This window comes from Streptomyces sp. CLV115, from assembly GCF_038448545.1.
Taxonomy (GTDB): Bacteria; Actinomycetota; Actinomycetes; order Streptomycetales; family Streptomycetaceae; genus Streptomyces; species Streptomyces sanglieri.
Genome location: NZ_JBCEWQ010000204.1, coordinates 1 through 13414, shown reverse-complemented (window position 1 = coordinate 13414; position 13414 = coordinate 1). Strand labels below are relative to the sequence as shown.

Annotated in this window: 13 protein-coding genes and 1 pseudogene; 11 read left to right on the top strand and 3 right to left on the bottom strand. The window is 68.8% G+C overall.

Features of this window, described 5'->3' with window-relative positions; translation table 11 throughout:
• Together AADR41_RS38005 and AADR41_RS38000 are read left to right on the top strand one after the other, a co-directional pair.
• On the top strand, positions 1–264 hold a 264-nt coding region (locus AADR41_RS38005; RefSeq protein WP_342286717.1), incomplete at its 5' end, for an HAD-IA family hydrolase.
• Between the two features lie 364 nt (positions 265–628).
• Positions 629–2230: an ABC transporter substrate-binding protein gene (locus AADR41_RS38000; protein ID WP_342286715.1), complete on the top strand. Its 1602-nt coding sequence runs from the start codon at positions 629–631 to the stop codon at positions 2228–2230.
• Between the two features lie 128 nt (positions 2231–2358).
• On the opposite strand, the gene AADR41_RS37995 is transcribed toward AADR41_RS38000, so the two are convergent.
• Together AADR41_RS37995 and AADR41_RS37990 are read right to left on the bottom strand one after the other, a co-directional pair.
• A complete protein-coding gene (locus AADR41_RS37995; protein ID WP_327276133.1) occupies positions 2359–3030 on the bottom strand; it encodes a response regulator transcription factor in 672 nt (223 codons plus the stop codon).
• A gap of 10 nt (positions 3031–3040) precedes the next feature.
• On the bottom strand, positions 3041–3886 hold the full coding sequence (locus tag AADR41_RS37990; protein ID WP_342286719.1) for a RecB family exonuclease: 846 nt from the start codon (positions 3884–3886) through the stop codon (positions 3041–3043).
• Between the two features lie 171 nt (positions 3887–4057).
• Between AADR41_RS37990 and AADR41_RS37985 the strand changes: the two genes are divergently transcribed.
• From AADR41_RS37985 to AADR41_RS37975, 3 genes are all read left to right on the top strand, one after another.
• Entirely contained in the window at positions 4058–5308 is a 1251-nt protein-coding gene (locus AADR41_RS37985; RefSeq protein ID WP_266771574.1) for a site-2 protease family protein, read from the top strand.
• Between the two features lie 61 nt (positions 5309–5369).
• Positions 5370–6275, top strand: a complete 906-nt coding sequence (locus tag AADR41_RS37980; RefSeq protein WP_124718703.1) for a tRNA (adenine-N1)-methyltransferase — start codon at positions 5370–5372, stop codon at positions 6273–6275.
• A gap of 95 nt (positions 6276–6370) precedes the next feature.
• Positions 6371–6949, top strand: coding sequence for a hypothetical protein (locus AADR41_RS37975; protein ID WP_342286712.1), 579 nt, complete (start codon positions 6371–6373; stop codon positions 6947–6949).
• A 39-nt stretch (positions 6950–6988) separates the two neighbouring features.
• Here the strand turns inward: AADR41_RS37975 and AADR41_RS37970 are convergent, their stop codons facing one another.
• A complete protein-coding gene (locus tag AADR41_RS37970; RefSeq protein ID WP_124718705.1) occupies positions 6989–7300 on the bottom strand; it encodes a ferredoxin in 312 nt (103 codons plus the stop codon).
• Positions 7301–7540: 240 nt separating this feature from the next.
• Here AADR41_RS37970 and arc point away from each other — a divergent pair, with 240 nt between their 5' ends.
• From arc to prcA, 6 genes and pseudogenes are all read left to right on the top strand, one after another.
• Positions 7541–9307 carry a proteasome ATPase gene (gene arc, locus AADR41_RS37965; RefSeq protein ID WP_342286711.1) on the top strand — a complete coding sequence of 589 codons (1767 nt, stop codon included), beginning with the start codon at positions 7541–7543 and terminating at the stop codon, positions 9305–9307.
• A gap of 233 nt (positions 9308–9540) precedes the next feature.
• A complete protein-coding gene (gene dop / locus AADR41_RS37960) occupies positions 9541–11052 on the top strand; it encodes a depupylase/deamidase Dop (protein ID WP_342286710.1) in 1512 nt (503 codons plus the stop codon).
• A 121-nt stretch (positions 11053–11173) separates the two neighbouring features.
• Positions 11174–11392 carry a ubiquitin-like protein Pup gene (locus AADR41_RS37955; RefSeq protein WP_124718707.1) on the top strand — a complete coding sequence of 73 codons (219 nt, stop codon included), beginning with the start codon at positions 11174–11176 and terminating at the stop codon, positions 11390–11392.
• Positions 11393–11493: 101 nt separating this feature from the next.
• A pseudogene (locus AADR41_RS37950) lies at positions 11494–11684 on the top strand (endonuclease domain-containing protein); the annotation flags it as partial.
• Positions 11636–12481: a proteasome subunit beta gene (prcB, locus tag AADR41_RS37945; RefSeq protein ID WP_342286709.1), complete on the top strand. Its 846-nt coding sequence runs from the start codon at positions 11636–11638 to the stop codon at positions 12479–12481. The pseudogene AADR41_RS37950 and the gene prcB, both read left to right, overlap by 49 nt.
• A gap of 58 nt (positions 12482–12539) precedes the next feature.
• Positions 12540–13349, top strand: coding sequence for a proteasome subunit alpha (gene prcA / locus AADR41_RS37940; RefSeq protein WP_342286708.1), 810 nt, complete (start codon positions 12540–12542; stop codon positions 13347–13349).
• Positions 13350–13414 lie beyond the last annotated feature (65 nt).

Below are 13414 nucleotides of genomic sequence, written 5' to 3'. Positions count from 1 at the left end.
GGCGGGGGGGAGGTGGCCGCCCCCACCAAGCCGCATCCGGAGCCGTATCTGACCGCCGCATCCGGTTTCGGCGCGGATCCCGGGCGCTGCGCGGTCATCGAGGACACCGCGACCGGTGTCGCGGCCGCGGAGGCGGCGGGCTGCCGGGTGGTCGCCGTACCGTCCGTCGCCCCGATCGCCCCCGCGTCCGGCCGGATGGTCGTACGCTCCCTCGAAGAGGTCGACCTCGCTTTTCTCCGGGGCCTGGTCACGGGAAGCCATTGATCCGCATACCGAGAGTATTTCTGTGACTGAATGGAAAAGCTCTCGGCGGTGGATGGTGCATTTTCTGTCGTACGTGCGTGGGTGAGCCGCCGATCGAATAAAGGATTCGAACGCCCCGGGGCGTGAGCTTTGTCACCCGGAAGCGGCCCGGAGGGTTTTCGGGGCCTCGCGGGCCGCCCTTTTTGGGGCGTTTGATTGTCCTGGTTCATCCTGATATCCGCGAAACGTGCCCGGGGTGGGAAAACGGCTCGCCGTTAATTCCCCTCACCATCCGATTGCGCACCGCCAGTCAGCCGGTCCGACATTGCCGACGATGCCTACTAATCTCGCTTTCTCAATGCCCGGATGAGGGAGAGCGTCCAAGATGAACCGCAAGACTCTGGTGCTGCCGGCCGTCGTCGGCCTGCTCGCGCCCGTACTCGCCGCCTGCGGCGCGTCGGGCGACGGGAGCGATGGCAACGCCGCCATCGTTGTCGGCACCACGGACAAGTTCGTCGCATCGAAGGACAACCCCGCACCGCTCGATCCCGCCATCGGCTACGAAGCCGGCGTGTGGAACGTGCTCCGGCAGACCGTGCAGACCCTGGTGCACGTGCCGCGTGGCGGCGGCGAGCCGGTGCCGGAGGCCGCGGAGAGCTGCACCTTCACGGACACGCAGAACGAGAGCTACCGCTGCAAGCTGCGCAGCGGTCTGAAGTTCGCCGACGGCAAGGCGCTCACCGCCGAGGACGTGAAGTACTCCATCGACCGCGTCATCCGCATCGATGCCGCCAACGGACCCGTCGCCCTGCTCGACAACATAGACACGGTCGAGACACAGGGCGAGCGGGAGGTCGTCTTCCACCTGCGCGCACCGGACGCCACGTTTCCCTACAAGCTCGCCACCCCGGTCGCCGGGATCGTGCCGCGGAGCCATTACGAGGCGAAGTCCGCACGCACCGGATTCCAGGTGAACGGATCCGGCCCCTACACCATGAAGCCGGAAGTCGAGCACGGCCAGATCGTCAAGGTCCTCTTCACCAGGAACCCCCACTACAAGGGGGATTTGAAGGTACGGAACGAGAAGGTCGAGCTGGACGTCTTCCCCGACCCGAAGGCCATGGGCAAGGCCCTCGACGACCGGAAGATCGACATGATGGCCCGCACCATGTCGCCCGAGCAGTCCCAGCGGATGCTGGTAGAGCCCGAGGACGGCATCAAGCTCACCGAGATGCCCGGCCTCGCCATCCATTTCCTGGGCTTCAACACCAACGACCCGGCCGTGAAGAAGAAGGCCGTCCGCCAGGCCATGGCCCAGGTCGTCGACCGCGGCGAGATCGCGAGCAAGGTGTACGGCACGACGGCCGAGCCGCTGTACTCGCTGATCCCGTCCGGCATCACCGCGCACGCCAACGCGTTCTACAACAAGTACAACGAACCCAGCACCACGAAGGCCGCGGCGATCCTGAACGACGCGGGTGTCGACACCCCGGTGAAGCTCACGCTGCACTACCCGACCGACCGCGTCGGCGCCGGCACCGCCGCCGAGTTCGCAACGCTGAAGAAGCAGTTCGACGACACCGGACTGTTCGAGATCAGCGTCGAGGGAAGCCCCTGGGCGAAGTACCGCCCGGCACAGCTGCGCGGCGACTACGCCGTGTACGGCATGGGCTGGTTCCCCGACTTCCCGGACCCCGACAACTTCACCGCGCCGTTCCTGGACAGGAACAACTTCCTCAACTCGCCCTACAGATCGGTGCGGGCCCAGAAGACGCTCATTCCGCAGTCCCGCCGCGAGAGCGACCGCAGCGCCTCGGCCAAGGCCTTCCAGCAGCTCCAGGACATCGTCGCCGACGACGTCCCGGTGCTACCGATCTGGCAGGGCAAGCAGTACGTCGCCTCCCGTGAGGACCTCACCGGCGTCGAGTGGGCGGTCAACTCCTCCGCGGAACTCCAGCTCTGGGAGCTGGGGGACGGCCGCGTCTGAGGACGGACGGCACCTCGGCCGCTCCGGGGCGCAGGCACGGCCGTCGCCCCGGAGCCGTAGACGCCGGGGCAACGGGCGCCGCCTGCCGCCCCGGTCCACGGACGCCGGCGCCGCCCTTCCCGCTCCGCTCACTGGGCGCCGGGACGGACCAGACCGCTCTCGTACGCGTACACCGCGGCCTGCACGCGATCGCGCAGCCCGAGCTTGGTCAGCACATGGCCGACATGCGTCTTGACCGTCGTCTCGCTGACGAACAGATCCGCGGCGATCTCCGCGTTGGACAGGCCGCGTGCCACCAGCTTCAGCACCTCGACCTCACGGTCGGTCAGTGTGTGCAGGGTGTCGGGCACCGGCTCCTCGCCGGACGGCAGATGGTCCGCGTACTTGTCGAGGAGCCTGCGGGTGACGCTCGGGGCGAGCATCGCCTCGCCCGCCGCGACCACCCGGATGGCCTGCACCAGCTCATTGGCCGGAGCGTCCTTCAGCAGGAAGCCGCTGGCGCCGGCGCGCAGCGCCTCCACCACGTACTCGTCGAGATCGAACGTGGTCAGCACCAGCACCTTCGCCGGGCCGTCGCGGCCCGGTCCGGTGATCTGGCGCGTCGCCTCGACGCCGTCCATCCGCGGCATGCGGATGTCCATCAGCACCACATCGGGCTGCAACGCCCGCACCTGGTCGAGAGCCTGGAGGCCGTCCCCGGCCTCGCCCACCACCGCGAGATCGCCCTCCGCCTCCAGAATCATCCGGAAGCCGGTACGCAGCAGGGGCTGGTCGTCGACCAGTAGGACGCGGATAGCCACAGGGTCTCCTTCAAGGTCCTTCGAGGGCCACAGGCCGGCCGGCCTCAGCACGGACCGGGTCCATTCTGCCCTGCACATCCTGCTCCGCCTCGGCCGGGCGGGCCGTCAGCGGATAGACCGGGGGAGTGCCACCGAATTCGGGACAGACCGACCGGTGGTCGCACCAGCCGCAGAGCTTCGTCGGCCGGGGCCGCCACTCGCCCGTCTCGGTGGCCAGCCGGATCGCGTCCCACAGCGCCAGCAGCTTGCGCTCCACCCGCTCCAGGTCCGCCACCACCGGGTCGTACGTCAGGATGTCCCCGCTGCCGAGATAGACCAGCTGGAGCCGGCGCGGCACCACACCCTTCAGCCGCCAGATCACCAGGGCGTAGAACTTCATCTGGAAGAGCGCGCCCTCCGCGTACTCCGGGCGCGGGGCCTTCCCCGTCTTGTAGTCGACGATCCGGACCTCGCCCGTCGGCGCCACGTCGATCCGGTCGATCACCCCGCGCAGCCGCAGCCCCGAATCCAGCTCCGTCTCGACGAACAGCTCCCGCTCGGCGGGCTCCAGACGCGTCGGATCCTCCAGCGAGAACCACCGCTCCACCAGGCTCTCCGCCTCCGAGAGCCAGCGCGCCAGCCGCTCGCCCCCGGCATCCTCGGCGAACAGCTCCGACAGCTCCGGCCTGGACTCCAGCAGGCGGTCCCACTGGGCGGGGATCAGCGCCGTGGCCCGGCCCGCCGTGCGCTCCACCGCGGGATTGTCGAAGAGCCGCTCCAGCACCGCATGGACGAGCGTGCCCCGGGTAGCCGCCTCGCTGGGCTTCTCCGGCAGCTTGTCGATGACCCGGAAGCGGTACAGCAGCGGACACTGCATGAAATCGCTCGCCCGCGACGGCGACAGGGACGAGGGCGGCTGAGCGGGCCGCGGCAGGGAGGTCATGTCGAAGACCCTACGGCCCGCCACTGACAGCGGTCGGCATACCATCGACCACACAGCCTCGAACACTGCATGATCGTGCCGTAGGGCACCGACCGAAGGGACCTCGTGGACGAGAGCGGCGACAGCGGGCGGCCGCAGCCCGGTGCAGGGGGAACAACCCCCGGAACCGGCCCCGGCAAGGGCGAGCCGCAGCGCCCCGAAGAGCCCGGAGGCGGCCTTCTCATGGGCCGCCCGTTCGGCGTGCCGGTGTACGTCGCGCCCAGCTGGTTCCTCGTGGCCGCACTGATCACCTGGGTCTTCGGCGGCCAGCTCGACCGGGTGCTGCCCGAGCTGGGCACGGCGCGCTACCTGGTCTCCCTCTTCTTCGCGATCGCCTTCTACGCCTCCGTGCTCGTCCACGAACTCGCCCACACCGTCGTGGCGCTGCGCTACAAGCTGCCAGTGCGCCGCATCCAGCTCCAGTTCTTCGGCGGCGTCTCCGAGATCGAGAAGGAGTCCGAGACCCCGGGCCGCGAGTTCCTGCTCGCCTTCGTCGGACCGCTGCTCTCCCTGGTGCTCGCGGGCGTCTTCTACATCGGGATGATGTTCGTCGCGCCCGGCACCGTGCCCGGTGTCCTGCTCGCCGGGCTGATGATCTCCAACCTCCTGGTGGCCGCCTTCAACCTCCTGCCGGGCCTCCCGCTGGACGGCGGACGGATGCTCCGCGCGGTCGTCTGGAAGATCACCGGACGCCCGATGAGCGGCACCGTCGCCGCCGCCTGGGTCGGCCGCGCCCTCGCCGTCATCACCCTGGTCGGCCTGCCGCTGCTCACCCACACCGGGACCTTCGGCAACGACCCCGGTGAGCTCAGCGGCATGGACACCATCACCGACGCGCTGCTCGCCGCCATCCTCGCCGCGATCATCTGGACCGGAGCGGGCAACAGCCTGCGCATGGCCCGGCTGCGCGAACACCTTCCCGAGCTGCGCGCCCGCACCCTCACCCGGCGCGCCGTCCCGGTGGAGTCCGCCACCCCGCTCTCCGAGGCGCTGCGCCGGGCCAACGAGGCGGGCGCCCGCGCCCTCGTCGTCGTCGACGGCCACGGCGAACCGAAGGGCATCGTCCGCGAGACGGCCATCGTCGCCGTGCCGGAGCACCGCCGCCCCTGGGTCGCCGTCAGCGGCCTCGCCCAGGACCTCACCGAGGGCATGAAGGTCTCCGCCGAGCTGGCCGGTGAGGCGCTCCTGGACCGGCTCAAGGCCAGCCCGGCCACCGAGTACCTCGTCCTGGAGGAGACCGGCGAGATCTACGGCGTCCTCTCCACCGCCGACGTCGAGCGCGCGTTCGTCGCCGCCCTGGCCAGGCCCGCCGCCTGACCGCCGGACCCCGCCCCGGGCTCGCGGTCGGAGCCCGGGGAATCACCGGTACGCTGGTCACATGTCTGAACCGACCGGTGCCGCCCGCCGACGCGGGCCCTTCAAGGTCGGGGACCAGGTCCAGCTCACCGATCCCAAGGGACGCCACTACACCTTCACGCTCGAAGCCGGAAAGAACTTCCACACCCACAAGGGTTCTTTCCCGCACGACGAGCTGATCGGTGCTCCCGAGGGCAGTGTTGTCCGAACCACGGGGAACGTCGCCTATCTCGCGCTGCGCCCCCTGCTCCCCGACTACGTCCTGTCCATGCCCCGCGGCGCCGCCGTGGTCTACCCCAAGGACGCGGGGCAGATCCTGGCCTTCGCCGACATCTTCCCCGGCGCCCGCGTCGTGGAGGCCGGCGTCGGCTCCGGCTCGCTCTCCACCTTCCTGCTGCGCGCCATCGGCGACCAGGGCATGCTGCACTCCTACGAGCGCCGCGAGGACTTCGCCGAGATCGCCCAGCAGAACGTGGAACGCTACTTCGGCGAACCGCACCCGGCCTGGCAGCTCACCGTCGGCGACCTCCAGGACAACCTCTCGGACACCGACGTCGACCGTGTCGTCCTCGACATGCTCGCCCCCTGGGAGTGCCTGGAGGCCGTCTCCAAGGCGCTGGTGCCCGGCGGCATCCTCTGCGCCTACGTCGCCACCACCACCCAGCTCGCGCGGACCGTGGAGTCCATCCGTGAGATCGGCTGCTTCGCCGAGCCGCAGCCCTGGGAATCGATGATCCGCAACTGGCACGTCGAGGGCCTGGCCGTCCGCCCGGACCACCGCATGATCGGCCACACCGGCTTCCTCGTCACCGCCCGCCGCCTGGCCGACGGTGTGGAGGCCCCGCTGCGCCGCCGCCGCCCCGCCAAGGGCGCCTACGGCGAGGACTACGACGGTCCCGGCAGCCAGAGCGGCTCCTCCCGCGGCTGACCCGCGCAACGCACCGGCGCCGCCGCGGCAGTCCCACCGGTGGCTCCGCCCACCCGGGCGTCCTCGATCCACAGGAACCACAGGAGACAACCCGCGTGCAGACCTCCGAGCTCCCGGACCTCGCGCACACCGACTCCAGGCCGCTGCACTGGCTCGCCACCGCGGCCGCCATGGCCGCCGTCGTCGCGCTCGCAGGCCTGCTCCAGCCGGACCCCGCGGCCTCTGCCTCCACCCCCCACCGCACCACGGCGCAGCGCGGCGGCACGGCCGTCACCGCCCCCGATCCGGCGCGGGCGGACTTCCCCCTGGAATGCGGCGGAGTGGAGAGCACGGTGGCCAAGCAGGCCACCGGCGACCTCGACGGTGACGGGCGCCCCGAGACCGTCGCGGTGGTCCACTGCGCGGCCGGCTCCGGCACCCCGCCCAGCGGCGTCTACGTCCTCACACGCGGAAGCGGGGCCGCACCGCGGGTCGTGGCGACCCTGGTGGACCCCGCTCAGGCGATGAGCATCGGCGATTTCGCGGTGCGTGACGGAATCATTTCGGCCACTCTGCTCGGCTACTCCTCCGACACGGTGCCGCGCTGCTGCCCCGACCAGCAGGAGCGGGTCACCTGGCAGTGGCGGGGCGGCGCGTTCGTCCGCGCCACCCGGGCCGCCCCGAGCAGCGCCTGACCGGTCACCGCGAGTGACCGGGGCTCCGCGGCCGCCGGATCAGGCGGCCTCGGGGCCGTACACCTCGACGCTGTCCGAGACGCGCCGGACATGGATGCAGTCGCCCGGGCACTCCTTGGCCGAATCGACCACGTCCTGGAGGAGCGGCAGCGGGACGGGCGTCGTGGCGCCCGGGTCCTGCAGCAGCTCGTCGTCGGAGCTCTTCACATAGGCCAGGCCATCGATGTCCAGCTCGAAGACCTCGGGCGCGTACTGGACGCAGATGCCGTCTCCCGTGCAGAGGTCCTGGTCGATCCAGACCTCCAGGTCCTGCGCGTCGCCACCGTTGGGAGCGTCCTGCTGCACGGTCATTTCTCCTGCCGTTCCCTGCGTATCGAACCAAAAGAAGCCAGCCCTGACGGGTGTTGAACGGTTCGACGATACAACCGGCCGCTTTCCGATGTTGAAGGGTGGGTATTCCCCTGACACGAGGGGGAACGCAAGGGTGAAGATCGGACACGCCCCGCAGTCTTTGTGATCTAGGGGTTTCAATCATCACCCACCCAGGTAGGGTCAGGAAGCGTCCAGCTCCCCTTGGAGGAGGTGAGGACCGTGGCAGCCCACGACGACGACATCAACCGCGGCATCCGGCCCGGGCGGGGGTCCGAAGACCCAGCCGGCCAGGTCGCCTATCTTGAGCAGGAAATCGCCGTCCTGCGACGTAAGCTCGCCGACTCTCCGCGCCATACGAGGATTCTCGAAGAGCGGATCGTCGAGTTGCAGACCAACCTGGCAGGCGTGTCCGCACAGAATGAGCGGCTCGCCAACACACTGCGCGAGGCCCGCGACCAGATCGTGGCCCTCAAGGAAGAAGTCGACCGGCTCGCACAGCCGCCGGCCGGTTTCGGTGTGTTTCTTCAGGGCAATGAGGACGGCACCTGTGACATCTTCACCGGAGGCCGAAAGCTCCGGGTGAATGTCAGCCCCAGCGTCGAGCTCGAAGACCTCCGGCGCGGCCAGGAAGTCATGCTCAACGAAGCGCTCAATGTGGTCGACGCCATGGAATTCGAGCGGGCCGGGGACATCGTCACCCTCAAGGAGATCCTTGAGGACGGCGAGCGGGCCCTGGTCATCGGGCACACCGACGAGGAACGGGTGGTGAGGCTCGCCGAGCCGCTGCTGGACATCACCATCCGCCCCGGCGACGCCCTGCTGCTCGAACCCAGGTCCGGCTACGTCTACGAAGTGGTCCCCAAGAGCGAGGTCGAGGAGCTCGTCCTCGAAGAGGTACCGGACATCGACTACGACAAGATCGGCGGCCTGGGCGACCAGATCGAGCTGATCCGGGACGCGGTCGAACTCCCCTACCTCCACCCCGACCTCTTCAAGGAACACGAACTGCGTCCGCCGAAGGGCATCCTGCTCTACGGTCCGCCCGGCTGCGGCAAGACACTCATCGCCAAGGCCGTCGCCAACTCCCTTGCCAAGAAGGTCGCCGAGGTCACCGGCCAGCCGGCGGGCAAGAGCTACTTCCTCAACATCAAGGGCCCGGAGCTCCTCAACAAGTACGTCGGCGAGACCGAGCGGCACATCCGCCTGGTCTTCCAGCGTGCCCGTGAGAAGGCCAGTGAGGGCACCCCCGTCATCGTCTTCTTCGACGAGATGGAGTCCCTCTTCCGTACCCGTGGATCCGGCGTCAGCTCGGACGTGGAGAACACCATCGTCCCCCAGCTGCTCGCCGAGATCGACGGTGTGGAGGGCCTGGAGAACGTCATCGTCATCGGCGCCTCCAACCGCGAGGACATGATCGACCCCGCGATCCTGCGGCCCGGCCGCCTCGATGTGAAGATCAAGATCGAGCGCCCGGACGCGGAGGCCGCGAAGGACATCTTCGCGAAGTACCTCACGCCTTCGCTGCCGCTGCACGCCGACGACCTCGCGGAGCACACCGGCTCCAAGGACGCCGCCGCCCACGCCATGATCCAGTCGGTCGTCGAGCGGATGTACACCGAGTCCGAGGAGAACCGCTTCCTGGAGGTCACGTACGCCAACGGCGACAAGGAAGTCCTGTACTTCAAGGACTTCAACTCCGGCGCGATGATCCAGAACATCGTCGACCGGGCCAAGAAGATGGCCATCAAGGCCTTCCTCGACCAGGGCCAGAAGGGCCTTCGCGTCTCCCACCTCCTCCAGGCATGCGTGGACGAGTTCAAGGAGAACGAGGACCTGCCGAACACCACCAACCCGGACGACTGGGCCAGGATCTCCGGCAAGAAGGGCGAGCGGATCGTCTTCATCCGCACGCTCGTCACCGGAAAGCAGGGCGCGGACACCGGCCGCTCCATCGACACGGTGGCGAACACCGGGCAGTACCTGTAGAACGCGGACAGGCTGCGGATGCCCGCCGGGCATCCGCAGCCGGTTGCTTTCGGTCCCGATCGCGCGACACCGCAGCAATGACGCAATTGATCTCCCCACCAGCACAGAGGCGCTCTAGGCTCTTGCGTACCGCCCGGTCGCGCAGTGCGTGGACGGGCAGCGCACGCGCACCGACAAGCAGCGGTACTGGAGCGCCGCCCCTCAAGGGAGCGCCGCCGGGCAAGGAGGGCCGCATGACCGTACGGCGAGTAATGGGCATCGAGACGGAGTACGGGATCTCCGTCCCCGGCCACCCCAACGCCAATGCCATGCTCACCTCGTCCCAGATCGTCAACGCCTACGCAGCGGCGATGCACCGGGCGCGCCGCGCCCGCTGGGACTTCGAGGAGGAGAACCCGCTGCGGGACGCGCGAGGTTTCGACCTCGCCCGCGAGACCGCGGACTCCAGCCAGCTCACCGACGAGGACATCGGCCTCGCCAATGTCATCCTCACCAATGGGGCCCGCCTCTACGTCGACCACGCGCACCCGGAGTACAGCTCCCCGGAAGTCACCAATCCGAGGGACGCGGTCCTCTGGGACAAGGCCGGCGAACGCATCATGGCCGAGGCGGCCGAGCGCGCGGCCCAGCTCCCCGGCGCCCAGCCGATCCACCTCTACAAGAACAACACCGACAACAAGGGCGCCTCGTACGGCACGCACGAGAACTACCTGATGAAGCGGGAGACCCCGTTCTCCGACATCGTGCGCCACCTGACCCCGTTCTTCGTCTCCCGCCAGGTGGTCACCGGAGCGGGACGGGTGGGAATCGGCCAGGACGGCCACGAGCACGGCTTCCAGATCAGCCAGCGCGCCGATTACTTCGAGGTCGAGGTCGGGCTGGAGACCACGCTCAAGCGCCCCATCATCAATACCCGGGACGAACCCCACTCCGACGCGGAGAAGTACCGCCGGCTCCACGTGATCATCGGGGACGCGAACCTCTCGGAGATCTCCACCTACCTCAAGCTCGGTACCACCGCCCTGGTCCTCTCGATGATCGAGGACGGCTTCATCAACGTCGATCTCGCGGTCGACCAGCCGGTGCGCACCCTGCACCACGTCTCCCACGACCCGTCCCTGAAGCACCTCATCACGCTCCGCAGCGGCCGTACGCTCACCGCGGTGCAACTGCAGATGGAGTACTTCGAGCTGGGCCGCAAGTACGTAGAGGAGCGGTACGGGGCGGACGCCGACGAGCAGACCAAGGACGTGCTGATCCGCTGGGAGGACACCCTCAACCGGCTGGAGAACGATCCGATGAGCCTGTCCGGCGAGCTCGACTGGATCGCCAAGCGGGAGCTCATGGAGGGCTACCGTCGCCGCGACAGCCTGGACTGGGACGCGGCGCGCCTGCACCTGGTGGACCTCCAGTACGCCGACGTACGGGCCGAGAAGGGCCTGTACAACCGTCTGGCGGCCCGCGGGAAGATGAAGCGGCTCCTGGACGAGAACGAGGTCGAGCAGGCCCGTACGGGGCCTCCGGAGGACACCAGGGCCTATTTCCGCGGCCGCTGCCTGGAGCAGTACGCCGACGACGTGGCCGCGGCCTCCTGGGACTCGGTCATCTTCGATCTGCCGGGTCATGACTCATTGCAGCGGGTACCCACCCTGGAACCGCTGCGCGGCACCCGTAATCACGTCAAGGAGCTGCTGGACCGCTGCCGCACGGCGGAGGAGCTGGTCCAGTTCCTGTCGGGCGGCTGAAAGGGCCGGGATCGGGGAATCATCGGGATGACCCCCGGACGTTGAGAGAAAGTACCGGGCCGATGTCGTAGCCCGTGGGTAGGGTCTGATCAAGTGCTTCGAACCGAGCGGGGTGAGCTAGATGGCGACCAAGGACACCGGCGGCGGACAGCAGAAGGCGACGCGTTCCACCGAGGAGGTCGAGGAGCAGGCGCAGGACGCGCAGGTCTCCGAGGACCTCAAGGACCGCCAGGAGAAGCTGAGCGACGACGTCGACTCGGTTCTGGACGAGATCGATGATGTGCTCGAAGAGAACGCCGAGGATTTCGTGAGGTCATTCGTGCAAAAGGGTGGCCAGTAGTTCACGGGTGTGAACGCGGGGGAGTGGAGAGCGGCGCGCGCGGTACGGGCAGGGTCGGCCCGTACCGCGCGGGTGCAAACGGCACCGCGAGCCGTGCGGCCGCCCCCGCGGATCATGTGGATCACCGCCGCGGGACGGGTAGGGTCCGTGGCGTAACCGCATCAACTGCAATTCGGCCATCGGCAAGTTGGGAGACGATCCTGACGCCTTGCTCAGGGCCGTCGCTTACCTGGAGGGAAACGCGTGGAAGCCAACACTCGTAGCACCGGGCGTCTACCAGCTGCCTTCCTGACGCCGGGATCCTCTTCGTTCATGGATTTCCTGTCCGACCAGTCGCCCGGCATGCTCCCGGGCAACCGCAACCTGCCGCCCCTGCAGGGGGCCGTCGAGGCGCCGCACGGCACGACGATCGTCGCGGTGACGTTCGCCGGCGGTGTGGTGCTGGCCGGTGACCGGCGCGCGACCATGGGCAATGTGATCGCCCAGCGCGACATCGAGAAGGTGTTCCCGGCCGACGAGTACTCGGCGGTGGGCATCGCAGGCACGGCCGGACTGGCCGTGGAGATGGTCAAGCTCTTCCAGCTGGAGCTGGAGCACTTCGAGAAGGTCGAGGGCGCCCAGCTCTCCCTGGAGGGCAAGGCGAACCGCCTCTCCACCATGATCCGCAGCAACCTGGCGATGGCCATGCAGGGCCTGGCCGTCGTGCCGCTGTTCGCCGGCTTCGACGTGGACCGCGAGAAGGGCCGGATCTTCTCGTACGACGTCACCGGCGGCCGCTCCGAGGAGCACGGGTACGCGGCCACCGGCTCCGGGTCGGTCTTCGCCCGGAGCTCGATGAAGAAGCTCTACCACGGGGAGCTGACGGAGCAGGAGGCCCTCACCCTGGTCGTACAGGCGCTGTACGACGCCGCGGACGACGACTCGGCGACCGGCGGCCCCGATGTGGCCCGGCGGATCTACCCGATCGTCACGGTCATCACCGACGAAGGCTTCCGGAAGCTGGACGAGGCGGAGTCCTCCGAGATCGCCCGCTCGGTCCTGGAACGCCGGCTGGAACAGCCCGACGGCCCGCGCGCCGCGCTGCTCTGACCCCCGTTCCGCTGCTCCTTTGATGCTCTCGTCACTGACAGAAAGGGACGGATAACCGGTGTCGACGCCGTTCTATGTCTCACCTCAGCAGGCCATGGCCGACCGGGCGGAATACGCCCGGAAGGGCATCGCCCGTGGTCGCAGCCTGGTTGTGCTGCAGTACGCCGACGGCATTGTGTTCGTCGGCGAGAACCCGTCCCGCGCGCTGCACAAGTTCAGCGAGATCTACGACCGGATCGGCTTCGCCGCCGCCGGCAAGTACAACGAGTACGAGAATCTCCGCATCGGCGGAGTGCGCTACGCCGATCTGCGCGGATACACCTACGACCGTGACGATGTGACGGCCCGTGGGCTGGCCAACGTGTACGCGCAGACGCTCGGCACCATCTTCTCCAGTGCGGCCGAGAAGCCGTACGAGGTGGAGCTGGTGGTCGCCGAGGTGGGCACCGACCCGGACGGCGACCAGATCTACCGGCTGCCGCACGACGGCTCGATCGTCGACGAGCACGGCTCGGTGGCGGTCGGCGGCAACGCCGAGCAGATCAGCACCTTCCTGGACCAGCGGCACCGCGACGGGATGACGCTCGCCGAGGCGCTCAAGCTGGCGGTGCAGGCGCTGTCGCGCGATCCCAACGGCAGCGAGCGGGAGATCCCCGCCGAGCGGCTGGAGGTCGCAGTGCTGGACCGCACGCGGCCCCAGCAGCGGAAGTTCAAGCGGATCGTCGGCAGGCAGCTCGCGCGGCTGCTGGAGGCGGACGGCGGCTCCGCGCCGACGGACGCCCCGTCCGACACCGAGGAGGGCGAGGGCAACGAGTCCGCCGCGGCGGACCCGACCAAGTCCACCGACTCCGGCGGTGACGTGGAGTAGTCGGCCGAACGGCCTTCCACCGCTGTCGGCCGTGCCCCGGTCCGCCCTCCCGGCGGGCCGGGGCA